Annotated in this window: 19 protein-coding genes; 14 read left to right on the forward strand and 5 right to left on the reverse strand. The window is 71.7% G+C overall.

Annotation, left to right across the window (positions count from 1 at the left end; translation table 11 throughout):
• Window positions 1–53 precede the first annotated feature (53 nt).
• From PT931_RS01155 to PT931_RS01165, 3 genes are all read left to right on the forward strand, one after another.
• A complete protein-coding gene (locus tag PT931_RS01155) occupies window positions 54–611 on the forward strand; it encodes a VanZ family protein (protein ID WP_456243834.1) in 558 nt (185 codons plus the stop codon).
• Window positions 590–2,350: an HSP90 family protein gene (locus tag PT931_RS01160; RefSeq protein WP_456243835.1), complete on the forward strand. Its 1,761-nt coding sequence runs from the start codon at window positions 590–592 to the stop codon at window positions 2,348–2,350. The genes PT931_RS01155 and PT931_RS01160 overlap by 22 nt, the downstream gene beginning before the upstream one ends.
• Window positions 2,351–2,423: 73 nt before the next feature.
• The gene (locus tag PT931_RS01165) at window positions 2,424–5,033 is read left to right on the forward strand and encodes a tetratricopeptide repeat protein (protein ID WP_456243836.1); all 2,610 of its coding nucleotides are present in this window, start codon (window positions 2,424–2,426) and stop codon (window positions 5,031–5,033) included.
• 74 nt (window positions 5,034–5,107) lie between these two features.
• On the opposite strand, the gene PT931_RS01170 is transcribed toward PT931_RS01165, so the two are convergent.
• Complete coding sequence (locus tag PT931_RS01170; protein WP_456243837.1) at window positions 5,108–5,896, reverse strand: MOSC domain-containing protein; 789 nt, start codon at window positions 5,894–5,896, stop codon at window positions 5,108–5,110.
• Between the two features lie 65 nt (window positions 5,897–5,961).
• On the opposite strand from PT931_RS01170, the gene PT931_RS01175 reads away from it, so the two are divergent.
• The gene (locus PT931_RS01175; RefSeq protein WP_363729149.1) at window positions 5,962–6,540 is read left to right on the forward strand and encodes a TetR/AcrR family transcriptional regulator; all 579 of its coding nucleotides are present in this window, start codon (window positions 5,962–5,964) and stop codon (window positions 6,538–6,540) included.
• A 145-nt stretch (window positions 6,541–6,685) separates the two neighbouring features.
• Here the strand turns inward: PT931_RS01175 and PT931_RS01180 are convergent, their stop codons facing one another.
• A complete protein-coding gene (locus PT931_RS01180) occupies window positions 6,686–6,997 on the reverse strand; it encodes a hypothetical protein (protein WP_456243838.1) in 312 nt (103 codons plus the stop codon).
• A gap of 77 nt (window positions 6,998–7,074) precedes the next feature.
• Here PT931_RS01180 and PT931_RS01185 point away from each other — a divergent pair, with 77 nt between their 5' ends.
• The 7 genes from PT931_RS01185 to PT931_RS01215 all read left to right on the forward strand — a co-directional run bounded on the left by PT931_RS01185 (window position 7,075) and on the right by PT931_RS01215 (window position 15,261).
• Complete coding sequence (locus tag PT931_RS01185) at window positions 7,075–8,400, forward strand: acetyl-CoA carboxylase biotin carboxylase subunit (RefSeq protein ID WP_456243839.1); 1,326 nt, start codon at window positions 7,075–7,077, stop codon at window positions 8,398–8,400.
• Window positions 8,401–8,500: 100 nt separating this feature from the next.
• The gene (locus tag PT931_RS01190) at window positions 8,501–9,391 is read left to right on the forward strand and encodes a hydroxymethylglutaryl-CoA lyase (RefSeq protein WP_456243911.1); all 891 of its coding nucleotides are present in this window, start codon (window positions 8,501–8,503) and stop codon (window positions 9,389–9,391) included.
• A gap of 90 nt (window positions 9,392–9,481) precedes the next feature.
• Window positions 9,482–10,402, forward strand: a complete 921-nt coding sequence (locus PT931_RS01195; protein ID WP_456243840.1) for a hypothetical protein — start codon at window positions 9,482–9,484, stop codon at window positions 10,400–10,402.
• Between the two features lie 181 nt (window positions 10,403–10,583).
• Complete coding sequence (locus PT931_RS01200) at window positions 10,584–11,738, forward strand: chaplin family protein (protein WP_456243841.1); 1,155 nt, start codon at window positions 10,584–10,586, stop codon at window positions 11,736–11,738.
• Window positions 11,739–12,084: 346 nt separating this feature from the next.
• On the forward strand, window positions 12,085–12,363 hold the full coding sequence (locus PT931_RS01205; RefSeq protein ID WP_456243842.1) for a chaplin family protein: 279 nt from the start codon (window positions 12,085–12,087) through the stop codon (window positions 12,361–12,363).
• Between the two features lie 161 nt (window positions 12,364–12,524).
• Window positions 12,525–14,039, forward strand: a complete 1,515-nt coding sequence (locus PT931_RS01210; protein WP_456243843.1) for an acyl-CoA carboxylase subunit beta — start codon at window positions 12,525–12,527, stop codon at window positions 14,037–14,039.
• Window positions 14,040–14,112: 73 nt separating this feature from the next.
• Window positions 14,113–15,261, forward strand: coding sequence for an acyl-CoA dehydrogenase family protein (locus PT931_RS01215; protein ID WP_456243844.1), 1,149 nt, complete (start codon window positions 14,113–14,115; stop codon window positions 15,259–15,261).
• A 238-nt stretch (window positions 15,262–15,499) separates the two neighbouring features.
• On the opposite strand, the gene pdxR is transcribed toward PT931_RS01215, so the two are convergent.
• Window positions 15,500–16,879, reverse strand: a complete 1,380-nt coding sequence (gene pdxR, locus PT931_RS01220; protein WP_456243845.1) for a MocR-like pyridoxine biosynthesis transcription factor PdxR — start codon at window positions 16,877–16,879, stop codon at window positions 15,500–15,502.
• 46 nt (window positions 16,880–16,925) lie between these two features.
• On the opposite strand from pdxR, the gene PT931_RS01225 reads away from it, so the two are divergent.
• From PT931_RS01225 to PT931_RS01235, 3 genes are all read left to right on the forward strand, one after another.
• Entirely contained in the window at window positions 16,926–18,161 is a 1,236-nt protein-coding gene (locus PT931_RS01225; protein ID WP_456243846.1) for an MFS transporter, read from the forward strand.
• A 316-nt stretch (window positions 18,162–18,477) separates the two neighbouring features.
• Complete coding sequence (locus PT931_RS01230) at window positions 18,478–20,466, forward strand: MMPL family transporter (RefSeq protein ID WP_456243847.1); 1,989 nt, start codon at window positions 18,478–18,480, stop codon at window positions 20,464–20,466.
• On the forward strand, window positions 20,463–22,772 hold the full coding sequence (locus PT931_RS01235; protein WP_456243848.1) for an ATP-binding protein: 2,310 nt from the start codon (window positions 20,463–20,465) through the stop codon (window positions 22,770–22,772). Before PT931_RS01230 ends, PT931_RS01235 begins: the two co-directional genes overlap by 4 nt.
• Window positions 22,773–23,052: 280 nt before the next feature.
• Here the strand turns inward: PT931_RS01235 and PT931_RS01240 are convergent, their stop codons facing one another.
• Together PT931_RS01240 and PT931_RS01245 are read right to left on the reverse strand one after the other, a co-directional pair.
• Window positions 23,053–23,547, reverse strand: coding sequence for a YbhB/YbcL family Raf kinase inhibitor-like protein (locus PT931_RS01240; RefSeq protein ID WP_456243849.1), 495 nt, complete (start codon window positions 23,545–23,547; stop codon window positions 23,053–23,055).
• 12 nt (window positions 23,548–23,559) lie between these two features.
• The gene (locus tag PT931_RS01245; protein ID WP_456243850.1) at window positions 23,560–24,399 is read right to left on the reverse strand and encodes an LLM class flavin-dependent oxidoreductase; all 840 of its coding nucleotides are present in this window, start codon (window positions 24,397–24,399) and stop codon (window positions 23,560–23,562) included.
• Window positions 24,400–24,469: the final 70 nt, after the last annotated feature.

Raw genomic sequence — 24,469 nt, forward strand, 5'->3', positions numbered from 1 at the left:
TCAGCCTCCCTCTGTCCGCTTGTTCCGACAAGGGTTCCGGGCACACTTGCCAGATGCACCGCACATGGGACACCTGGGGCGAGGTGATCGTGCCCGCGCTGGCCGCGCTGCCGCTCGCCGCGCTCGCCGCCTGGGCGCTGGCCGCGTGGCGGGGCTCCTGGCGCACCGCCCTGTGCGACGTGGCGATGGTCGTCGGTACCGTGCCGTGGGTCTGGATGATCCTCAGCCCCAACGGGACCGGGCGGTCGCTGTCACCGGTGCCGTTCACCGACCTGCCCGGTCAGATCTTCGGGGGTACGAGCCTGCTGGTCGAGCAACTCGGCGGCAACCTCCTCGTCTTCGCCGCGCTCGGGTTCTGCCTGCCGGTGCGCTGGGCCTGGTTCGGCCGGTGGTGGCGGCTCCTGCTGGTCGGCGCCGCGGCGTCGGTGACCGTGGAGGCGTTGCAGTACGCGCTGTCGATCGGACGGCACTCCTCCGTAGACGACGTGCTCGTCAACGGGGTCGGCGCGCTGCTCGCCGGGCTGTGTTCGCGGAACTGGTGGCGGAGCAGGCGGGCGAACTTCGCGCGGGGTGGGTACCGTGGTCGCCCGTGGAGCGAACATTCCAGGTAGACCTACGCGGTATCGTCGATTTGCTCAGTCATCACCTCTATTCGAGTCCCCGGGTGTACGTCCGGGAGCTGCTCCAGAACGCCGTCGACGCGGTGACCGCGACCGGGGCGGAGTCGGCTGACATCGAGATCGGCACGGACGGGGCGCGGCTCACGATCGCCGACCCCGGCATCGGCCTGACCGAGGCCCAGGTGCACGAGCTGCTGGCCACCATCGGCCGCAGTTCCAAGCGGGACGAGCTGGGCTTCGCCCGGCACGAGTTCCTCGGCCAGTTCGGGATCGGGCTGCTGTCCGCGTTCCTGGTCGCCGACGAGGTGCGGGTGCTGACCCGGTGCGGGGACGCGCCCACTGTGGAGTGGCTCGGGCGCTCCGACGGCACGTACCAGGTGCGGGTCGTCGCCGAGTCCCGCCCGGAGCCCGGCACCACGGTGACCCTGGCCGCCCGCGCGGGCAGCGAGCAGTGGTTCGAGGCGCCCACGGTCCTGGAGCTCGCGAAGCTCTACGGCTCGATGCTGCCGTTCCGGGTGCTGGTCAACGGCGCGCCCGTGACCGGGGACGGCCTGCCGTGGGCGGCGGAGGAGCCGGCGATGCGCCGCGCCGACCTGGTCGGGTACGCGCAGGACGTCCTCGGCTTCACGCCCTTCGACGCGATCGAGTTGAAGGTGCCCGGCTCGGGGCTGACCGGGGTGGCCTACGTGTTGCCGTTCCCGGCGAACCTGGCAGACAAGGCCGGGCACCGGGTCTACCTGAAGCGGATGCTGCTCAGCGAGGCCGTCAAGGACCTGCTGCCCGCCTGGGGCTTCTTCGCCCGGTGCGTGATCGACGCCGGGGAACTGCGGCCGACGGCCAGCAGGGAGGCGCTCTACCAGGACGGGCACCTGGAGGAGACCCGCGAGGCGCTCGGCGACCAGCTGCGCGGCTGGCTGGTCGGCCTCGCCCAGCGGGACCCCGACCGGCTCGGCGAGTTCCTCAACATCCACCACCTCGGCGTCAAGGCGCTCGCCCTGCACGACGACGAGATGCTCCGGCTGGTCGAACAGTGGTGGCCGGTGGAGACGAACGTGGGCCGGATGACCCTCGCGGACTTCCGCGGCCGGTACGGGCTGGTCCGGTACACCGCGACCGCCGACGAGTTCCGCCAGCTCGCCGGCGTGGCCGCAGCGCAGGACATCGCCCTCGTCAACGGGGGGTACGTCTACGACGCCCAGCTCATCGAGCGCCTGCCCGCCCTCGAACCGGGCCTGCGGGTCGAACGCCTCGACCCGACGGACCTGGCCACCCGGTTCGAGTCGGTGGAGCCCGGGGTCGAGCTGTCGTTGCGTGCGTTCCTCGGTGCCGCCCAGCGCAGCATGGACAAGCTGGGCTGCGAGGTGGTGATCCGGACGTTCGAGCCGGCGACCCTGCCCGCGCTGTACCTCCTGGACCGGTCTGCCGCCTTCGCGGCGGAGCTGCGTCACACCCGGGACAAGGCCGACGAGCTGTGGGCGGGGGTGCTCGCCGCGTTCGACAAGCCCGCCGACCAGCGGCCACAGCTCGTGCTCAACCACCGCAACCCGCTGGTCCGCCGGATCGCGGGCCTCGGCGACTCCGAGCTGGTCGGCCTCTCGGTCGAGTCCCTGTACGGGCAGGCGCTGCTGCTCGGCTACCACCCGATCCGGCCGGCCGACGCCGCGCTGCTGAACCGTTCCTTCCTGGGGCTGCTGAACCAGGCCGTACCGACCGCCGAGGAGACCCCGTGAGCGAGCGTCAGCGAGCGAACCAGAAACACTGTGCGTCCGGCTCGCCGGCCGCCGAGCGCAGCGAGGTGGTCGCGTGAGCCCCACTGAGGCGCAGCTGCGCGACATGATCGGCGACGCGTGGTCGTTGCCGTACGGCACCGGTCAGATCGCGGCCGTCGAGGAGATCATCCGGCACGCGGACGCCCAGGGGCTCAAGGAGATCCAGTACGCGGCGCGGATCCTGGCCACCGGCGCGTACGTCTACGGCGGCGAGCGGGTCAAGTCGTTCGTGCCGTTCGCGTGGTGTCTGGCGGCGCACGACCGGGGCGAGGGCGACGACGGCCTGACCCACCAGCTGCTGTGGCACATGAAGGACATGGTGTCGGGGCTGACCCAGTTCCCGGAGGTGGAGCTGGAGCGCACCCGGGCCGTGCTCGCCGACATGGAACGCCGCTACCGCGAGGCCAACACGAGCCTGCACCCGGTGCACCACTACCGCTGGGTCCTCGCCCACCACCTCGGGGACGACGCGGCCGCCGCCGAGCACTTCCGGCAGTGGCAGGCCACCCCGCGCGGGGAGTTCTCCGACTGCGCCGGGTGCGACCCGACCGCGACCATGACCCATTTCAACCACATCGGCAGGTACGAGGAGTCCGTGGCGCTCGCCACCCCCGTACTCGCCGGCACCCTGAGCTGTCGGGAACAGCCCCAGCAGATCCTCACCGGCCTCCTGGAGCCGTACGTGCGCACCGGCAGGCTGGAGGAGGCCCGCGACGCGCACCGCCGCGCGTACCGGGCGATCCAGTTCAACCGGTCCGACCTCGACTCGGTCGGCGACCACCTGGTGTTCTGCGCGCGCACCGGCAACGAGGCCCGCGGCCTGGAGATCCTCGAACGGCACCTGGGCTGGCTGGACGCCCCGGACACCCCGGCCGCCGACATGTGGTTCTGCGCGTCGGCGGGCCTGCTGCTCCGCCGGCTGGACGAGGCCGGGCACGGCGCGACCCCCGTCGGCCGGGCGGAGAAGACGGTCGCGGAGCTGCGCGTCGAACTGACCGACCGGGCGCTGGCCCTGGCGGCCCGGTTCGACGCCCGCAACGGCACCCCGGCCCAGGGCGACCGGGTCCGGGCCCGGCTGGCCGCGGAGCCGCTGGTGGAGCACCTGCCGCTGTCCGCGGTGACCCCGGCGCCGGCAGTGGTCCGGCCCGCCGCCCCGGTGGAGGTGGACCCGGGGTTGAGCCCCGAGGAACTGGTCGAGCGGGCCGAGGACACGTACGACCTGGCCCGGGCGGCGCAGCTGTGGGCCCGGTTCGACGAGGTGTGCCCCGAGCCGGAGGGCGCGCTGCGGGCCCGCCGGGTCAACGCGCGCGGCGCCGAGCTGATCGACGCCGACCCCGAGGCGGGTACCGCCGCCTGGCAGGAGGCCGCCGAGCTGTTCGCGGCGGCCGGCGACGAGGTCCGGCACCGGTCCGTACTGGGCCGGCTCGCGCTGCACCGGGCCCGGTCCGGGGACGCGGCGGGGCAGATCCTGGAGTTGTCGGGCGGGGCGGAGTACATCACCCGGCACGGGACGGGCGAGCAGGCCGCGAACGCGCAGAGCCGGCTCGGGCTGGCCCTGCTGTTCGCCGGCCAGCCCGGGGAGGCGTCCGCCGCGTTCGCCCTCGCGCACGAACTGGCCGCCCCCCTGGGCAAGGACGAGCTGACGGCCGTCATCGCGCTGTACTGGTCGCAGACCGAGGCCAACCTGGGCACCGAGGAGGGCCTGCGGTCCGGGATCGAGCACGCCGGCCGGGCCATCGCCCTGACCACCAGCCCCGAGCCGCTCGCCGGGGCCCGCCTGATGCGCGGCAACATGCTGCTGCACCTCGGGGACCCCGAGGGGGCCGTCGCCGACTTCCGGGCCGTCATGGCCGGCCTGCCGGGCACCACGATGGCCGGGGCGGCCGGCATGGAACTGGCCAGCTGCTACCTGAACGCCGGGCGCCCCGACGAGGCCGCGCTGGCCGCCGAGGACGCGGAGCCGCTGCTGGCCCGGGCCGGGGACGTCGACGGGGCGGAACGGGCCCGGTACATCCTGTCCAAGGCGTACGCGCTGATCGGGCAGGTCGACCAGGCGCTCGCCATCCTGGAGGAGCTGATCGACAGCTGCCTGGCGAGCGGGAACCTGGCCGGGGAGGCGCAGCTACGGGAGGAGTCCGGGGAGCACCTGGACACCGTGGACCGGGACGCGGCGGCGGCGGAGAGCTTCGCGGGGGCCGCGGCGGCGTACCAGAAGATGGGTGCTGATCTGGACGAACTTCGGGCCCGGCGCCGGGCCGCGCTGTCCTGGCAGTGGGCCGGCGAACCGGACAAGGCGATCGAGGGGCTGACCGAGGCCGACGCGGTGGCCGCGAAGGTGCCGGCCGACGAGCCGCCGCAGATCTTCGAGCGGGCGATGCTCGGCTTCGACGCGGCCCGGATCCTGGCGAACAACGACCGGCCCGCCGACGCCCTGGACCGGGTCACCCCGGTGGCCGAGGCCCTGGCCGGGATCGGGGCGGTCTACGAGGCCGTCACCGCCGACACGATGCGCGGTCGGCTGCTGATCCGGGTGGGGCGGCCGGCGGAGGCCGTGCCGGTGCTGGAGCAGGTGCTCGGCGTGCTGCCCGAGGAGGCGCCGCAGCGGGAGCACGTCCGGGAGCTGCTGGCGGAGGCCCGGGGGTAGGCGCCGGGCCCGGCCCGCGACGCCCGCCGTGGCGCGCCGGTCCGGCGGCGCGGCCCGGTTGCGCGCGACCCGGGCTAGCTGAGGACCTCGACCTGGTCCCCGACGCGGATGACACCCACCGTGTCGGGGATCAGGTGCACCCCGAACCAGGTCTTCCCGTCCCACCGCCGGCGCCGCGCGAGGGTGCGGACCGGTTCCTTGCCCGTGGCCAGGGTGTCCGGGTCGACCGTGGTCATCACGCACCGGTCGACCAGCTTCGCCACCCGGAACTCCACGGCCCCGATCCGGATCCGCTTCCAGTGGTCCTCGGCGAACGGCTCCTCGCTGTCCACCACCACATTCGGCCGGTACCGGACCATCGGCAGCGCCGTACCGCCGTCGGCGACGATCCAGTCGTTGAGTTGGCGGAGCGAGCCGGTGGTCGCCAGGACGACCGGGTAGCCGTCCGCGTAGCCGGTGCTGTCGCCCGTCCGGCTGAAGTCGGGGTTCAGCGCCCGCCGGGTCGGGTCGTCGCACCAGACCAGCCGGACATCGACGCGGCCCAGCAGCTGGCCGAACCACGCGTCGGCCTCTGGACCTGCGGGAATGCCGAGCAGGTCGTGCCGGGAGTGCCGCGCCGGAACGTGCGGACCGGTCGGCCGGGCGATGGTCGGCCCGCCCTCGATCGCGATCCCGTCGGCCGTCGGGCGGACACGCACGGTGAGCATCCGGTGTTCCTCGCGGGCCGTGACCGACCGCCCGTCGCCGTCCACGAGCATCCACCGCCGGTCGCCCGCCAGGCCCCAGGGCTCGACCTCCGCGCTGTCCAGGGAGAGCGGCCGCGTCGACTTCACCGGGTGGATGTTGATCTCCAGTGCGCGCATACGGGCAAGTCTGGCACGGGAGCCAGGAGTTCCCGGGCTGGTTACCCGCGAGTTACCCTGTGCGGGTGACTGAACGCCTGGCGCTGCCCCGTCGCCGTACCCGCCGCGAAGAGATCCTGGAGATCGCGGTGGAGCTGTTCGCGACCCGGGGGTACCACGGCGTGTCGATGGACGACATCGGCGGCGCGGCCGGGGTGACCGGTCCGGCGCTGTACCACCACTTCGCCGGCAAGGAGGCCATGCTGGCCGCCGCGTTGACTCCGGTGAGTGAGCAACTCCTGGCCGGCGGCCGGGACCGGGTCGCCGAGGGGGGTACGCCGGAGGAGGCGCTCGCCGCGCTGATCGGTTTCCACGTGGAGTTCGCGCTGGAGCACCCGGCGGTGATCGCCGTGCACCTGCACGAGCTGGACCGGCTGCCCCCGGAGCCGCGCCGGGAGATCCGCCGGCTCCAGCGGCTGTACGTCGAGGAGTGGGTCGCCGTGCTGATCAAGCTGCGGCCGGAGCTGGACCCGGCGGAGGCCCGGGTGCTCGCGCACGCGGCGTTCGGGTTGATGAACTCGACGCCGTTCCTGGGCGGGGAGGTCGACCGTGAGCGGCGGTCGGTGCTGTTGCGGGCTTCGGCGTTGGCGGCGCTGCGCGGCTGAGGCCGGGAGCCGGTCCCGCCACGCCGGGCCGAGCCGCGCCGGGCCGAGCCGCGCCGGGCCGAGCCGCGCCGGGCCGAGCCGCGCCGGGCCGAGCCGCGTCGAGGTGCGTGGCGCCGGGCTGAGCCGCGCCGCCGGGCTCTGCGGCCTAGCTCCGCCTGTCCGGATCCCAGGCCTGGACGGTCCGCTGCTCGGACGTGTCCGCGTCGTACCTCCGGTGTTGCTGCGGGATCTTGGGCTCTTCTTCCTCCGTGCGCAGTTGCTTCGGGTGCTTCCGGGCGGCCTTCCTCAGCCGGTCGAGATCCTTGGCATAGAGTGCTGTGTATCCGCATTCGAGACAGGCGAGACAGCGCAGGTCAACGACGTGCCGGACGGGCCAGCTGCCGCGGCCGATGGCGACGTCGCCGTAGAGTGGCGCGGATACCCGGGGGCCGCCGCACTCGGGGCAGGGCGAGATCATGTCTCCGGGTATAGCAGGTCTGTAGACCGCTGAGATAACCTAACGATCGTTCAGTCTGTGGTTTTCGGAGGATAAACGTGATCGAGTCGCTGCTGGTCGCCAACCGGGGCGAGATCGCCCGCCGGATCATCCGTACCGCGAAACGGCTCGGTATCCGCGCCATCGCGGTGTACTCGGAGGCCGACGCCGACATGCCGTTCGTGCTCGAGGCCGACGAGGCGGTGCTGATCGGCCCGGCGAGCCCGGCGGAGTCGTACCGCAACGGTGAGGCGGTTCTCACAGCGGCCAGGAAGACCGGCGCGCAGGCGATCCACCCCGGTTACGGCTTCCTGTCCGAGAACGCCGAGTTCGCGAAGAAGGTCGCCGAAGAGGGCCTGATCTGGGTCGGCCCGTCCGGCGAGGCGATCACCGCCATGGGCGACAAGATCAACGCGCGGAACCTGATGCAGGCGGCCGGCGTGCCCGTCGCGCCCGGTACGCCGGACCCGGTCGACACCGTGGAGCTCGCGCTCGCGGCCGCCGAGGAGATCGGCTACCCGGTCATGATCAAGGCTTCGGCCGGCGGTGGCGGGATGGGCATGGCCCCGGCGTACGACGCGGCCCAGCTCAGCGTGGAGTACGACAAGGTGCGCGGGTTCGCCGAGCGGATGTTCGGTGACGGCAGCGTCCTCGTGGAGAAGTACTTCCCCCGGATCCGGCACGTCGAGGTGCAGATCCTCGGCCTGGCCGACGGCACGGTCGTCGCGCTCGGCGAGCGGGAGTGCTCCGTGCAGCGCCGCAACCAGAAGCTGGTCGAGGAGTCCCCGTCGCCGGGCATCTCCGCCGAGACCCGTACCCGGATGCTCGCCGCCGCCGTGAAGGCCGGCGAGGCTGTGGACTACCGCAACGCCGGTACCGTGGAATGCCTGCTCGACCCCGCCACCGGTGACTTCTACTTCCTGGAGATGAACACCCGCCTCCAGGTCGAGCACCCGGTCACCGAGGCCGTGTTCGGCATCGACCTGGTCGAGGCGCAGCTCCGGGTGGCCTCGGGCCTGCCGGTGGAGGTGCCGACCACCCCGCACGGGCACGCCATCGAGCTGCGGGTCAACGCCGAGGACCCGAAGCGGTTCCTGCCCGGCCCCGGCGTGGTCAAGGAGTGGATCGAGCCGACCGGTGACGTGCGGGTCGACGCCGGCTACGGGCCGAACACCACGGTGACCCCGTTCTACGACTCGCTGATGGCCAAGGTCATCGTGCACGCCGACACCCGTGAGGGCGCGATCGAGAAGGCCAAGGCCGCCGTCGCCGGGTTCACGATCGTCGGGCCGAAGAACAACCTGCCCTTCTTCGCGGAGCTGCTGGAGAACCCCGAGTTCCTCAGCGGCGACTACGACACGGGCATCGTGGGGCGGATGCGCTAGATCACAGGCCGGCCCGGGGCGCACCCGGGCCGGCCGTCCCGCTGCGAGAGACCATGGAGAGCGGGGCTCCGGCCCCGGGCATCAGGGAGGCACAGTGAACCTGCCGAGTCAGGTCTCCATCCGCGAGGTGGGCCCGCGTGACGGCCTGCAGAACGAGGAAGTGGTCTCCACCGAGGCCAAGGTGCGGCTGCTCGACTCGCTCTCCCTGACGGGGGTGCGCAGGATCGAGGCCGTCAGCTTCGTGCACCCGAAGGCGATCCCGCAGATGGCGGACGCCTCCGAGGTGTGGTCGGCGGCCCGGAAGGCCGACGGCGTGCGCTACTCCGCGCTCGTGCCCAACTCGAAGGGCGCCGAGCGGGCGCTGGCCGCCGGCTTCGCCGAGATCGAGGTCGTGGTCTCGGCGTCCAACACCCACAACCTTCGCAATGTGAACCGGAGCACCGAGGAGTCGCTCGACGACATCGCCGGCCTGATCGACCTGCTGCACGGGGCGGGCGCGACGGCAGAGGTGATCATCTCGACGTCGTTCGGCTGCCCGTACGAGGGGGACGTGGACCCCAAGCGGGTGCACGCGATCGTGGACCGGGTGCTCGCCGACGGCGCGGACCGGATCTCCTTCGGGGACACCACGGGCATGGCCACGCCCCGCCGGGTGCTCGAGGTGGTGGACCCGGTGCTCCAGCGGCACGCGGACACTCCTCTCCTCCTGCACTTCCACAACACCCGGGGCACGGCGCTCGCCAACATCCTCACGGCCCTCCAGCTGGGGGTCACCGAGTACGACGCGGCGATCGGCGGCCTGGGCGGCTGCCCGTACGCCCCGGGGGCCACGGGCAATGTCGCGACCGAGGAGGTCGTGCACATGCTCGAGGACATGGGAATCGACACCGGCATTGATCTCGCGGCGCTGATTGAATCCGCGAAAATCGCTCAGGAGATCGTGGGTCGCGAGTTGCCTTCGGGGGTCCTGAAAGCCGGCCCGAGAATCTAATATCTTTTTCCCGAATAACCCGTGACGCCCGAGTTGGCCCCTTCGTTGAGTCAGTAGTTGCGAAAGACCAACGAAGGGGACGATTCAGCGATGACCACGCCGAAGACCGAGCGCGTAGCGCGGTCCTGGCGTGCGCACGCTCTGAAGGCGCTCACCATCGCGGGTTTCGCCGCAACCGCCTGGCTGCTCTCCGGTTCCGCCGCCCAGGCGGACCCCGGTGTCCAGGCCGACGCACTGAACGTCGCGCCGATGACGGAGACCGTCACGGCGCCGCTCGGCGCACCCGACACCGCCAAGGACGCCGGACTGGCACCGGCGAACTCCCAGGTCAAGGCCGCAGTTGAGCCGATCCTGGGTATCGTGCCCAGCATTCTGAGCACGGGATCCGAGGCGGACCGGGCATCTTCCCCCGGCACCACCAACCAGGTGGTGACGGTTCTCGCGCAGACCACGCGGGCTGTGGTCTCGGTCGTCACCGAGACCCCCGCCGAGACGGGTGACTCCTCTCTCCTGGCACCACTTTCCACGCTCACCGCGCCTGTGACGGACATGGTTCGTCCGCTCACGCAGCCGGTGTCGCGGACGCTGGGGCTGGGACTGGACAGGGGCACCGACGACACGCCGCGGTTGGTCATCCCGGCGAACAACGGTCAGGCACCCTCGCCTCTCGAGGCGAGTGCTCGTGCCGTCCGTGGCGGCCCCCCGGCCGCCCCGTGGGAGCGGACGCTCCCCGAGTACGACAGTGCGGCTCGCGACCTGGTCGCAGCTGTCGGCGACGCCACCTCACCGGTGGCGCCGCGCCCCCTGCCCGCACCGACGCCATTCGGCCACGGCATGGGCTCGACGGGAAGCACGGGCAGCCTGCCCGGTTCCCAGCAGGACGGTGGCTCTTTCGCCTCGTCTCCTGCCTCCGTCACACACGGTGCCCCGGTTTCCGGAGTGCTGCCTGTGACGTCCTTCATCGGGATCTCGCGGGACTCTGCCGCGGACCCGATGGTCTCGCCTGACTAGTTGACTAGCACTCTGCTCGCGCGGTTCTTCATTCCGCGGTAGGAGACCGTGCGCGCTGGGGCGAGACTTCTTTTCAAGAAATAGAAAATCTGTTCGCGACTATTCGCGGCCGGATGAATTGCGCACCAATAAAAAGCAAACCAATTTCTCAGTACCTTTATTGAAAGGTTCTACTTCAGTCATGAAGACTTGGATCCGCAAGACCATCAACGTCGGTGTTCTCGCTGCTGGCGCCATCCTGCTGACCGCCGGTGCGGCGTCGGCGGCCCCCGTCGGCGGCGGCCACTCCGCGGCTGGCAAGCCCACCCAGATCGCCCAGCCCGCCCGGCACGGCGGCGGACACGGTGGCGGCGGTGTCGCGCAGATCTCCTCGGACAACGACGGTGTCCTGAACGGCAACCAGGTTTACATCCCGGTGCAGGTGCCGGTCAACGTCTGTGGCAACGGCGTGGGCGTCGTCGGCGTGGGCGTCGGCCTCGCGGGCTGCTCCAACGGCGCGCAGAACAACGTCGACACCGAGTCGGCCCGCACCGAGGGTGCTGGCGTCGCGCAGGTCTCGCACGACAACGACGGTGTCCTCAACGGCAACCAGGTGTACGTGCCCGTGCAGGTCCCGGTCAACGTCTGCGGCAACGGCGTGAGCGTCCTGCTGGTGGCCGGCATCGGCATCGGCTCCTGCTCCAACGGCGCGGTCGACAACGTCGACAGCGGCGACCACAACGGCGGCCCGGACTACCGGCACAACAAGGAGGCCGGCGCGACCGACGCTCTGCCCTTCGCGATGCCGGGCGGCGACGGCAACATGCTCGGCAAGCTCCCGCTGGCGGGTGCCCTGGGCAACCTGACCCCGGGCAGCAACGCTGTGAACGTGGGCGGCCTGGACGCGGGCAACCTGCTGAGCAACGCGGGCGGCAGTGTTGCGCCGACCGAGGCTGCCAAGGACAAGAAGGCCAAGAAGGCCACCAAGGCCCCGGCCGCCCCGAAGATGAACCCGCAGGTCTCGCAGATGGCCAGCATCCTGCAGCCGGCTCCGGCCGCGCCGAAGGCCGCTGCCCCGCAGGTCGCCCCCGCGCCCCGCTACGACGGTGGCGACCACGGTGGCGCCGGCGTCCTGCAGCTCTCGGACGACAACGACGGTGTCGCGAACGGCAACCAGGTCTACGTGCCGGTCCAGATCCCGGTCAACGTGTGTGGCAACGGCGTGGGCGTCGTCGGCGTCGGCCTCGGCATCGCGGGCTGCTCCAACGGCGCGGTCGACAACGCGCAGGAGTCGGCTGGCCTGACCGAGGGCAACTTCCTCGCCGAGACGGTCACCGCCACGCGCGAGCTGTTCTAAGCACCACTGAGTTCCTTCTGAGCACGACGCACTGAGCACGACGCACTGAGCACGTAGCACTGAGCATGTAGTTCCCGGCGGGCCGGTCCGCGCTGGCCCGCCGGGAACCAGAAACTTCTTCGCTCGAGTACGGCCCTTGAGTACGACCCTCAGCAGACTCGCGAAGCCGCGCCGCCAGCACGGTAGACGTGTATCGATAAATTCGGGTGCAAGGCCCCAAGTTGGGGCCTTGCACCTTTTTTAACTTTTTACGGATATCACAGACTTTCAGGTCATGTATGTGTAAAGTTCCCCTGGTAAGCGAGGTCCCTCAGTAGTTCTGTCCTCCGAGAAAGGCATCTCTCTCATGAAGCCGTGGATCACCAAGAGCATCAGCGTGGGCATGCTGGCCGCCGCCATCGTGGCCGGCGGCGCGACGCAGGCCTCCGCTGCCGTCGTGACCGAGGGCGCTGGCGTCCACCAGGTCTCGATCGACAACGACGGCGTCCTGAACGGCAACCAGATCTACGCCGTGGTTCAGGTCCCGATCAACGTCTGTGGCATCGGCGTTGGCGCGGTCATCGGCCTCGGTGTCGGCGCCGCCTCCTGCAACAACGGCGCGTGGAACAACGTCGACGCCGGCTAGTCTGGCCCTCTTCGCCAGCTAATTTGTCCCTCACTGCCGGGTAACCAGCCCCGGTCGCACGTCGAAGGCGGGTCTCCTCGGAGGCCCGCCTTCTTGCGTGGGCGCGCCTTCTTGCGTTTGGCTGTACGCTGACCTAACGATCGTTTAGGAGGGCGGCAGCGGTGGAAGGTCTGGAGCATCTGCGGAAGCGGATCCAGGCGGGCGGCGCGGAGAAGTACCACGCGGCGAACGCGGCGAAGGGCAAGCTCTTCGCACGGGAGCGGGTCGCCCTGCTGGTGGACGAGGGCAGCTTCGTCGAGGACGGGATGTACGCGAACGCGCTGGCCGAGGGCCTGCCCGCCGACGGTGTCATCACCGGCTCGGCGACGGTGGACGGCCGGCCGGTGTGTCTGATGGCGAACGACTCGACGGTCAAGGCGGGCTCCTGGGGCGCGCGGACCGTGGAGAAGATCATCCGGATCATCGAGCGGGCGTACCAGACCGGTGTCCCGATGGTCTACCTCGTCGACTCGGCGGGCGCGCGGATCACCGACCAGGTCGACCTGTTCCCGGGCCGGCGCGGCGCGGGGAAGATCTTCTACAACCAGGTCAAGGCGTCGGGTTCGATCCCGCAGGCGTGCGCCCTGTTCGGGCCGAGCGCGGCCGGTGGTGCCTACATCCCCGCGTTCTGCGACGTGGTGGCGATGGTCGACGGCAACGCCTCGATGTACCTGGGCTCGGACCGCATGGTCGAGATGGTCACCGGCGAGAAGACCACCCTGGAGGCCATGGGCGGCGCGTCGGTGCACTGCAAGGAGTCCGGCGTCGGGCACTTCCTGTGCAAGACCGAGGCCGACGCGATCGAGACGATTCGCGCCTACCTGTCCTACCTCCCGTCGAACTGGGAGCAGGCCCCGCCGGTCGCCGAGCCGGTCGCGGCCAACGGCGTCGACCTGGCCGCGATGGTGCCGCCGAGCGAGCGCCAGGCGTTCGACATGCGGCGGTACGTGAAGGGCATCGTCGACGAGGGCACGTTCTTCGAGATCCACGCGCTGTGGGCCAAGGAGCTGACCATCGGCTTCGCCCGGCTCGACGGCGAGGTGATCGGCGTCGTCGCGAACAACTCGATGTTCAAGGGCGGCGTGCTGTTCATCGACTCGGCCGACAAGGCCAGCCGGTTCGTGCAGCTCTGCGACGCGTTCAACGTGCCGCTGCTGTTCCTGTCCGACGTGCCCGGCTTCATGGTCGGCTCCGTGGTCGAGCGGCAGGGCATCATCCGGCACGGCGCGAAGATGATCACCGCGATCAGCGAGGCCACGGTCCCGAAGATCTGCGTCGTCGTCCGCAAGGCGTACGGGGCGGGGCTGTACGCCATGGCCGGCCCCGGCTTCGAGCCCGAGGCGACCATCGCGCTGCCCACCGCCAAGATCGCGGTGATGGGCGCGGAGGCCGCCGTGAACGCGGTGTACGCGAACAAGATCGCAGCCCTTCCCGAGGAGGAGCGCGACCAGTTCGTGGCGGACCGCCGCCGGGAGTACGACGAGGACATCGACGTGGTGCGCCTCGCCAGCGAGCTGGTCATCGACACGATCGTGGAACCGGCCGACCTGCGGGGCGAGCTGATCCGCCGGTACGCGGCGGCCCGCACCAAGGACCGCTCCTTCTCCCGTCGCCGACACGGCGTCACCCCGGTCTAGGGCGCGACCCGCCCTCCCACCAGCCCAGCCGCCCGGCGGACCCCGGTCGCGGCCACGCCATGAGGAGTACACAATGGACTTCAAGCTCAGTGACGAGCACGAGGCCCTCCGCCAGAGTGTCCGCGAGTTCGCCGAGAAGGAGATCGCCCCGGTCATCGGGGACTACTACGAGCGGCACGCGTTCCCGTACGAGATCATCGCCAAGATGGGCGAGATGGGCCTGTTCGGCCTGCCGTTCCCCGAAGAGGTCGGCGGCATGGGCGGCGACTACCTCGCCCTCTGCCTCGCCCTGGAGGAGCTGGCCCGGGTCGACTCCAGCGTCGCGATCACCCTGGAGGCCGCGATCGGCCTGGGCGCGATGCCGATCTACCGGTTCGGCACCGCCGAGCAGAAGGCGCAGTGGCTGCCCGACCTGCTCGCGGGCCGCAAGCTCGCCGGCTTCGGGCTGACCGAGCCCGGCTTCGGTTCCGACGCGGGCGGCACGGCCACCCGGGCGGAGCTCGACGGCGACGAGTGGGTGATCAACGGCTCGAAGGCGTTCATCACCAACTCGGGTACGGACATCACGTGCCTGGTCACCGTCACGGCCGTCACCGGGATCGACGCGAACGGCAAGAAGGAGATCTCCTCCATCATCGTGCCGTCGGGGACGCCCGGGTTCACCGTGGCCCCCGGGTACTCGAAGGTGGGTTGGAACGCCTCCGACACCCACGAGCTGACGTTCGACAACGTGCGGGTGCCGGCGTCGAACCTGGTCGGCGAGCGGGGCCGGGGCTACGCGCAGTTCCTCCGGATCCTCGACGAGGGCCGGATCGCGATCTCGGCGCTGGCCGTCGGGCTGGCGCAGGGCTGCGTGGACGAGTCGGTCAAGTACGCGAAGCAGCGGCACGCGTTCGGGCAGCCGATCGCGAACTTCCAGGCGATCCAGTTCAAGATCGCGGACATGGAGCTGCGCGCGCACACCGGCCGGCTGGCCTACTACGACGCGGCCGCCCGGATGCTCGCCGGCGAGCCGTTCAAGCGCCAGGCCGCGATCGCGAAGCTCTACTCGTCCGAGGCCGCGGTGACCAGCGCCCGCGAGGCGACCCAGATCCACGGCGGCTACGGCTTCATGAACGAGTTCCCGGTCGCCCGGTTCTGGCGGGACTCGAAGATCCTGGAGATCGGCGAGGGCACCAGCGAGGTGCAGCGGATGCTGATCGCGCGGGACCTGCTGGCCTGACGATCGACGCGGCGGCCCCCGACCGTGGGGGCCGCCGCAAACCTCTTGACGGGTACTGGGCCGCGCGCGGCCGGTCATGGTGGCGCGACGACGCAGGTACCCGTGACCCCGACACGTGCGGCCCCAGCCGTCGGATGTTCGCCGGCAGCGCGGAGACGCCGTGACACGTCTCCGGCGGCCCGAAACGTTCGGTGATCCCGCCACGGAGCGCCCGTCCGATGACCGGCTGGGCGGAGTCTCAGCGCCGGCCGACCGACTCCGCGATGGCTGCCGCGGCGGCCCGTAGCCTGCCGGCACTGACATTCCCGTAGCCGATGACCAGGCCCGGAAAGGGCGCGGTCGTCATCGCGTACGCCGACAGCGGCGCCAGCAGGATCCCGTCTTCGGCCAACCGGTCGGCCAGCTCGCGGTCGTTCGTACCGGGCGGCAGGCGCAGCACGACGTGCAGGCCGGCCGCGATGCCGATCGGCTGCCAGTCCGGGACGCGGGCCGCCAGTTCGGAGAGCAGGGCGTCGCGGCGTTGCCGGTAGAGGCGCCGGGTGCTGCGCAGGTGCCGGTCGTAGCCGCCCGATCGGAGCAGCTCGGCGAAGCCCGCCTGTTCGAGTACCCCGTTGCCCCCTTCGTGCAGCCGTTTGCTCTCCACGATCGGCGCCCGGTGCGGCCCCGCCAGGACGAGCCAGCCGAGCCGGAGACCCGGTGCGAGCGTCTTGCTCGTCGTGCCGAGGTACGCGACCCGGTCGGGGGCGAGCGCCTGGAGGGCCGCGTGCGCCGGACGGTCGTAGCGGTGCTCCGCGTCGTAGTCGTCCTCGATGATCGTCCCGTCCACGGTGCCGGCCCACCGGACCAGCGCCCGCCGACGCCGGGGACTGAGCGCCACGCCCAGCGGGTACTGGTGCGCGGACGTGACCACCACGGCCCGACACCCCGTGCGCAGCAGCTCGGCGACGTTCAGTCCCTCGTCGTCGACCCGGACCGGCACCGGACGCAGCCCGTGCTCGATGATCAGTTCGAGCTGGCCGGGGTAGCTCGGATCCTCGACGGCGAGCTCGGTGTGGCCGGCCTCCCGCAGCGAGCGGACCAGGAGCGCCAGTCCCTCCGCCGAGCCGTGCGTGACCACCACGTCCTCGGGCCGGACGGCCATCGCACGGACCCGGGCCAGGTAGCCGGCGAGTTCCCGGCGCAGCGCGGGCAGGCCGGCGGCCTCCGGGTAGCCCAGGTCGTGATCGGACAGGCCGTTCAGGGCGGCCCGACAGGCGGAGCTCCACGCGGTCCTGGGGAACGCGCCGAGCGCCGGCATCCCGGTCCGCAGCTCGTGCTCCCAGCGCACCGGTCGCGCGGCAGGCGTCTCGGCGGCGGAGGTGACGGCGGCGGCGAGGGCGATCCGGGTGCCCGAGCCGCGCCGGGCCTCCAGGTACCCCTCGGCGGCGAGCTGGTCGTAGGCGGCGGTGACGGTGCCCCGGGCGATCCCGAGCTGCCCGGCGAGGTCCCGGGTGGAGGGCAGCCGCATGCCCGCGGGCAGGTGCCCGGCGCGGATCGCCTCCCGCAGGGCGCGCTCCAGGCCGCGGGGGCCAGCGGTGGGCAGCAGCAGTTCCCGGAAAGTGGACCAGTTTTCCTTCATTGAAGTGGAGTTTACTTTCGGTCCACCGGAAAACAAGATCACAGCCATGGAATCCTTGACCCGCTGGCTGCGGGAAACCACCGGCGGACTACCCAGGACCTTCTGGTACCTGTGGAGCATCACGCTGATCGGCAACATCGCCTCGTTCGTGCTGATCTTCCTCACCTTCTACCTGCGGAGCGCGCGGGGCTTCACGGCCACCGAGGTCGGCGTCGTGCTCGCGGTGGCCGGGGTCGGCAGCGTCATCGGCAGCACCCTGGGCGGCGTGCTCGCCGACCGGTGGAGCCGGCGCCGCACCGCGATCACGGGCTACCTGATCTGCATGGTGTCCCTGATCGGCACCGGACTGAGCCCCGACCTCCCCGTCGTCCTCGCGATGATGCTGCTCAACGGGCTGGGAATGTCGGTCGCGGGCACGGCGAGCAGCGCGCTCGTCACCGACGTGGTCGCCGAGGCCGACCGGACCAGGGCGTTCAGCATCAACTACTGGTCGATCAACATCGGCACCTCCGTCGCGGCCCTGCTCGCCCCGCTCGCGATGCGGGCGGATTTCTTCCTGCTCTTCGCGGTCGACGCGGCGGGGGTCGCGGTACTCGCCACGATCATGTTCGCCCTGGTGCCGGAGACCCGACCGGTCGCCGCCGGGTCCGGGCCGACCGCCCCGGGTTCGCTGCGCGACGTCCTCACCGACCGGGTCTTCCTGACCTTCGTCGTCCTCTTCTTCGTCTTCCAGCTGATCTTCAAACAGAGCAACGCCGGGCTGCCGCTGGCCGTGCAGGGCGACGGGCTGGACGCGACCGCCTACGGCTGGATCTACGTCGTCAACACCCTGCTGATCGTGGTCGGGCAGCTCTTCCTGCCCCGCCTGATCCGCGACCGGGCCCATTCGAAGGTCCTCGCGCTCGGGGTGTTCCTCGTCGGGGCCGGGTTCGGGCTGACCGCGCTGGCCGACGTGGCCTGGTTCTACGCCGTGACCGTCGCCGTCTGGACGCTCGGCGAGATGGCCTACTTCTCCGTGCTCGACGCCAGCGTCGCCGGCCTGGCCCCGGGTCACCTGCGCGGCCGGTACTTCGGGATCTTCTCGTCGGCGAGCCAACTGTCGAGGTTCGCCGCGCCGCTGCTGGCCGGGTACCTGCTGCACAGCCACGGCGAGGCGCTGTGGATCCTGTGCCTCGTCCTGGGCGTCTCGGCCGCCGTGGCCTACCTGGTCACCGCGCGGCTCCGGGAGCACCGGATCGCGCAGCTCCGGTCCGCCGAGCTGACGACCGTGGCATCGCCGTGAGCCCGACCCGGGCTCGGCCGGACCCGACCCGGGCTCGGCCGGACCCGACCCGGGCTCGGCCGGACCCGACCCGGGCTCGGCCGGACCCGACCCGGGCTCGGCCGGACCCGGCCCGGGGTGCCGGTCGCCCGACTTCGGACCGTACCCGGAGCCGCCGGCACTCTCCGTAACCGACTGGTGTCGATCTCCCCGGTCCGGTGCTGGTCCTCCCGCCTGCGCGCCGTTTGCTGGACCAGCGTCCCTTTCCTGGCGTCACGCTCCGTCGCATACCCGACCGGCGCTTCCACCCCCCGCCCCGGTGTGTTTTAGTGCCGGGGTGCTGGGTCGAGTTGGGTACAAGTTCCGCCACGGTGTCATCGCCTTCTGGCTGGTGGTCGCCGTGCTCGGTGGCACCCTCGGCGGGGGCGTTTTCGACCACCTGGGCGAGACCCCGACCCTCAGTCCGCACGCGGAGTCGAAAAAGGCCGCTGACCGGCTCGAACGGCTCATCCCCGAGGGTCCGGTGATCATCGCGGTGGTCGGCGGGCTGGACGTGTACGAGGAGCCGTTCGGCCGGGCCGTGCAGGACATCGTCACCAAGATCAAGAAGCTCGACCTCGTGGTGGACGTGGACGACCTGTACTCCTCGCCCGGCGGTCAGGTCAGTGGCGACAACCGGACAACGACGGTCCGGGTGACCCTGCGCCAGAACCTCACCGAGGACGAACGGCACGGCGTCGAGGACGAGGTGACCGCGCTTCTGCACACCATTCCGGCACCGAGCGTGCTCGTCGGCGGCAAGGAACTGGCCGAGCGCGCGTTCGAGGAACAGTCGGTCAAGGACCTGGCGGTCGGGGAGGGCGTCGCGTTCGCGCTGCTGGTCGTCGCGCTGTTCCTGATCTTCGGCGGGTTCCTGGGGGCGGCCACCCCGCTGCTCGTCGCGCTCGCGTCGATCAGCGCCACGTTCCTGGCCCTGGTCGGGCTGGCCCGGGTCGCGCCGGTCAGCGAGTACACCGTCAACATCGTCACGCTGCTGGGGCTCGGCCTCGCCGTGGACTACTCGCTGCTGATCGTCGCCCGGTTCCGGGAGGCCCGCGCCGCCGGGGCCGACGTCCCCGACGCGGTCGCCGAGGCCGGCAGCCGCGCGGGCCGCACCATCGTCGTCTCCGCGCTCACCATCGCCGCCGCGCTGCTCGGCCTGCTCGTGTTCGCCGAGCCGCTGCTGGTGTCCATGGCACTCGGCGGCTGCGTGGTCGTCCTGATCGCCGCGGCCACCGCCGTGACCCTGGTACCCGTGCTGCTCGGCGTGTGGGGGCACCGGATCAAGCCGGCGAAGGTGACCGACTCCGTGCTGCCCCGGCTCGCCGCGTTCGCCCAGAAGCGCCCCGGGCCCGTCGCGCTGTGGACCGTCCTGGTGCTCATCCTGCTCGCCGTGCCGTTCGCCAGCGTGAACCTGGAGAACTCCGACGCGCGGGCGCTGCCCCAGAGCCAGGAGGCGCGCCGGGCCCACGACGCGTACCAGAAGCTCACCGGGGGGCTCGCCCGGCCGGTGGAGATCGTCGCCGAGGTGGACGACGCGAAACCCGAGCTGCGCGCCTACCTCAACCAGCTCCAGCGCCTGCCCGGCCTGCACCGGCTCGCTCTCGACTCCGACGCGCCCGACGGCGCCACGGTCATCCAGCTCACCCCGAAGGGCGACACCGCCGGGGCCCAGGCCCGCAATCTCGTCGAGGCCGTGCGCGCCGTTCCGACCCCTTTCCGGGTACTGGTCGGCGGAGAGGCCGCCGAGATCGTCGACTACAAGTCCTCGGTCGCGCAGCGGCTGCCCTGGGCGGTGCTGATCGTGTTCGTGGCCACGTTCGGGCTGCTGTTCTGGTTGACCGGCTCGCTCGTCGTACCCGTCAAGGCCCTGGTCTTCAACGTTCTCAGTGTCGGCGCGACCTTCGGGCTGCTCAGCCTCCTGTTCGGCCGCCTCGACCTGACCACGCCGGTACTCCTCTTCGTGTTCGTCTTCGGGCTGTCCTGCGACTACGAGGTGTTCCTGCTGTCCCGGATCACCGAGGCGTGGCGGCGCGACCCGAACACCGACCGCGCCGTGCTCGCGGGCGTGACCAGCACCGGACCCGTCGTCACCGCCGCCGCGCTGTGCATCTGCCTCGTGTTCGCCGGCTTCGCGGTCGGCCAGCTCAGCGCCGTGCGCGAGATCGGGGTCGGCATGCTGATCGCCGTCGTCCTGGACGTGACGGTCGTGCGCGGCCTGCTGCTGCCGGCGTCGATGACGATGCTGGACCGCTGGAACTGGTGGCCGGCCAGGAGCAGGACATGACCTTCGCGGAACGGCTCAAGATCCTGCGCCGCGCGGCCGGCCTGACCCAGGTGGAACTCGCCACCCGGGCCCGGGTCGGCATCCGCACCCTCCGCGACATCGAACGCGGCCACGTCGCCCGCCCGCAACGCGCCACCGTCGAACTGCTCGCCGACGCGCTCGCCCTGACCGGGGTGGACCGGGCCGAGTTCGACGCCGCCGCCCGGGGCCAGGCCATCGTCGTGCAGGGCGCCGACCGCAGCCTGCCGCCCGTGCAGCCGCTGATCGGCCGGGACGCCGCCATCATCGAACTCGGCGACCTGCTCGTCGTCGCGGACATGGTCACCCTCGTCGGGGTCGCCGGGGTCGGCAAGAGCAGCCTCGCGCTGGCCGCCGCGCACCGGGTCGCCGACCGGTACCCGGGCGGGGTCGCCTGCGTGCCGATCACCGACGCGGCCGGGGACGCCGACGTGCTCGCCGCCATCGCCGCCGCCTACCAGGTGGTCCGGATCGAGGAGCTGCCCGAACGGCTCCAGGGCCAGCCCGCGCTGCTCCTGCTCGACGCCGTGGAACGCTCGCCGTCCGCCGTGGTGGAAGCACTGCGGGTACTGCGCCGGCACGTGCCCGGCATCCGGATCCTCGCCACCGGCCGGCACCCGCTCGGCCTCGCGGGGGAGTACCAGCGCCCGCTCCCGCCCCTGGAACCCCAGCCCGCCGCGCTCCTGTTCCTCGACCGATTACGCCGGGTCCGCGCGCACGAGGTGTCCGACGACGAACGCGACGCGCTCGGCGAACTGGTCGAGCGCCTCGGCGGCCTGCCGTACGCGCTCGAACTCGCCGCCGCCCGGGGCCGGGTCCTCAGCGTCGTGGAGATCCTCGCCCGGTACGGCAGCCGGGTCCTCGACCTCGGCGCCGGCCTGCGCGTGGCCGTGGCCAGCAGCTACCAGCTCCTCGACGAGCAGGAACGGCACGCCCTGCGGCTGCTGTCCACGTTCGCCGGTCGGTGGTCGATGGAGCTCGCCGAGGCGCTGGCCGAGACCGACATCGTGCCCACCGTCGACCGGCTCGCCTCGCTGGGCCTGGTCACCCTGCTGCCGGGTACCGACCTGCGGTTCCGGCTCCTCGACGTCGTCCGCGACTACGCCGTCGAGTGCACCTCCCCCGAGGAGCTGCGCGCACTCCGCGCCCGGCACGCCGCGCTGATCGCCGACCAGGTCGTGGCCCTGTCCGCCGGGCTGACCGGTGCCGGCCAGAAGGCGGCCATCACCCGGCTGTCGGACATCTACAGCGAGATCCGGTACGCGCTCGTCTGGGCCTCCGGGGAGGACCCGTGCGCGGCGCTGCGGATCGCCGCCCGCCTGCCCCGGTACTGGCGCGCCCGCGGCCGGAGCGAGGAGGGCGAGAAAGCCCTCGCCGGCCTGCTCGCGGACCCCAGGGTCGCCGATGTCGACCGGCTCACCCGGGCCTGGGCCACCCTCGGCCTCGTCATGCTCGCCCACGAACCGGGCCGGGCCAACGCCGGACTACCCGCGCTGCACTCCGCCATCGCCGTGTTCGTCGAGGCCGGGGACACGGCCGGCGAGCTCCAGGCGCACGGCATGGCCGCCGGGGTGTGCCAGGCGCTCGGGGACCACGCCGGGGCGTACCACCACGCGCACGCCGCGGTCGGGGTCGCCCAGCGCACCGGCCAGCCCCGGGACGCCGTGGTGGCGCAGAACAACCTGTTCTGGCACGACATCCGGGCCGGGGACCTCGCGGCCGGCCGGACCAGGCTCGAAGCCGCCGAACGCCTCGCCCGGCAGATCGACGACACCCGGCTGATCGTCATCGTCCGGATCAACCTCGCGGAGGTGGCCCGCCTCGACATGCGGTACGCCGACGCCATCCTCATCGCGCGCCAGGCCATGCCGCTGCTCGTGGACCTCGGCGAACCCGGGCTGCACCTGCGCCTGCTGTGCACGGCCGCGCTCGCGTACGCCCAGGACGGCCGGGTCGCCGACGCCGTCGCCGTGCTCGCCGACCTGCGGGCCCGGCCGGGCTACGACACCAACCGGGCCGTCCGGGGCCTGTGCACCTCCGTCGAGGGGTACGTGGCCCTGAGCCGGGGCGAACGGCCGCTCGCCGCGCTCCGGTTCGCCGCCGCCGTCGAGCAGCTGACCGAGCAGCACGACGCGCGCGACGCCCTCGAGGCGCTCGTCGGACTCGCCGTGAGCACCGAGGACCCGGCTGAACGGTCGGACGCGCTGACCCGGCTCGACCGGCTACGGAGCGTGTTGGCGATGAGCCTGGTACCCCGAGAACAGAAGGCACTTACCCAGCTGTTGTGACGTTTACCTGACGCCGGGGATTCGCGCAGCACTCGCGACCGGCAGAACTAGCGGCAGAAGTTCCGCCGGTTGATCTTCAGACGCCATCTTTTCGGGCAAAGCGGGGAATTCTCCCGGCTAGTGTCCCTTCCCGAGGGCACGTACATGGGGCCGAGTGGGTGGATTGCTGGGGGCATCACGGGGGTGACACCCACTCGGGAATGAGCTCCGGTTGGTCCTGGAGACGTCTTGGGGGCATCTCCAGGCCAACCGGAGCGTTACCGCCCGTCGCCGCCGCTGGCTAGAAGCCGAACTCCGCCACCAGAATCGCGCGCCCGATCGTGTGCGCCGTGACCGTGAAGCCCACCGACGGCGGCCGTGCTTCCTCCGACAGACCCAGGGTCGGCACATCCAGCGCGTGCACCGCGAACACGTACCGGTGGGCGGGGCCCGGCGGCGGGCACGGGCCACCGTAGCCCGACTGGCCGTAGTCGTTGGGGGTCGTCACCGAACCGAGCGGCCCGGCCGCACCCGCATCCAGACTGGTCACGTCGGCCGGCACGTCGAACAGCAGCCAATGCCAGAAACCGCTGCCCGTCGGGGCGTCCGGGTCGAAGCAGGTCACCGCGAAGCCCTGCGTCTCCGCGGGGAAGCCCGACCAGGACAGCTGGGGGGACACGTTGCCCCGGTTGTAGACCTGGGCGTCGGGAACCCGGCCGCCGTGCACCAGGTCGTCGCTCTTCAGGGTGAACTCCGGCACGGCCGGCAGGAACTCGTACGGAATAGGTGCTCTCATACCTCTTTGGTATCAGACCCCGTGACCGGACGGCGGGCCCGCCGCGAGCCGGGCGGCGCTGGCCTCGAAGATCTGCTCCTTCTCCAGCCCCCAGTTGGCCTCCAGCCAGAACGTGACCCCCGCGTCGGCCCACTGCCGGACCTGCTCGGCGGCCGCCGCCCGGTCGTCGGTGGGCGTGTGGCCCTCCATGACGATCTCGAACCCGTCGAGGGAACCGCGCTCGCTCCGCAGCCACTCGACCGCCTTCGGCACCTCCTCGACCGGGGGGATCCCGCCCTCGGAGGCGTCCTTCGGCAGGTAGTTGGGCAGCCAGCCGTCCCACCGGGCGGCCCGGCGCATCGACTTCGGCCGGGGCCACGCGCCGACCACCCAGACCGGCACCCGGGGACGCTGCACCGGCGGCGGCGGGACGTAGAAGTCGGTGGGCCGGACCTGGTAGTGCTTGCCGTCGTAGCTGAACGGGTCGCCCGACCACAGGCCGGCGACGATGTCGAGGCCCTCGTCGAGCTTCTCCGCGCGGGTCCGCAGGCCCTCGTCGGCCTCGAACGCCTTCCAGCCGTCGTGCAGCGCGCCCATGCCCACCGACAGGATCACCCGGCCGCCGGACAGGTTGTCGAGCGTCGCGACCTGGCCGGCGAGGTCCCACGGCTTGCGCCGGGCCAGCGGGGTGAGCATGGTGCCGAGCCTGATCCGCTCGGTGCGCGTCGCGGCGGCGGTCAGCGCGACCCACGCGTCGATGCCCCACACCGGCTCCCAGACGAAGAACGCGTCCCAGCCGGACTCCTCGGCGATCACGGCCAGCTCGGCGGTCTGGCGGGCGTCACCGTACGGCAGCACGAACCCATATCGCATGGGCCGACCGTAGCGGTGGGGTGTGACAATTCGCGGGTACACCCGGATTTCGTGTCCGGGTGTACCCTGG

The sequence above is a fragment of the Longispora urticae genome, assembly GCF_053902585.1.

Coding starts and splice junctions, on each gene's coding strand:
- PT931_RS01170 (WP_456243837.1), bottom strand. CDS start 5,896: ATGCGCGCACTGGAGATCAACATCCACCCGGTGAAGTCGACGCGGCCG.
- PT931_RS01155 (WP_456243834.1), top strand. CDS start 54: ATGCACCGCACATGGGACACCTGGGGCGAGGTGATCGTGCCCGCGCTG.
- PT931_RS01240 (WP_456243849.1), bottom strand. CDS start 23,547: ATGAGAGCACCTATTCCGTACGAGTTCCTGCCGGCCGTGCCGGAGTTC.
- PT931_RS01180 (WP_456243838.1), bottom strand. CDS start 6,997: ATGATCTCGCCCTGCCCCGAGTGCGGCGGCCCCCGGGTATCCGCGCCA.
- PT931_RS01200 (WP_456243841.1), top strand. CDS start 10,584: ATGAAGACTTGGATCCGCAAGACCATCAACGTCGGTGTTCTCGCTGCT.
- PT931_RS01235 (WP_456243848.1), top strand. CDS start 20,463: ATGACCTTCGCGGAACGGCTCAAGATCCTGCGCCGCGCGGCCGGCCTG.
- PT931_RS01205 (WP_456243842.1), top strand. CDS start 12,085: ATGAAGCCGTGGATCACCAAGAGCATCAGCGTGGGCATGCTGGCCGCC.
- PT931_RS01195 (WP_456243840.1), top strand. CDS start 9,482: ATGACCACGCCGAAGACCGAGCGCGTAGCGCGGTCCTGGCGTGCGCAC.
- PT931_RS01225 (WP_456243846.1), top strand. CDS start 16,926: ATGGAATCCTTGACCCGCTGGCTGCGGGAAACCACCGGCGGACTACCC.
- pdxR (WP_456243845.1), bottom strand. CDS start 16,879: ATGAAGGAAAACTGGTCCACTTTCCGGGAACTGCTGCTGCCCACCGCT.
- PT931_RS01245 (WP_456243850.1), bottom strand. CDS start 24,399: ATGCGATATGGGTTCGTGCTGCCGTACGGTGACGCCCGCCAGACCGCC.
- PT931_RS01215 (WP_456243844.1), top strand. CDS start 14,113: ATGGACTTCAAGCTCAGTGACGAGCACGAGGCCCTCCGCCAGAGTGTC.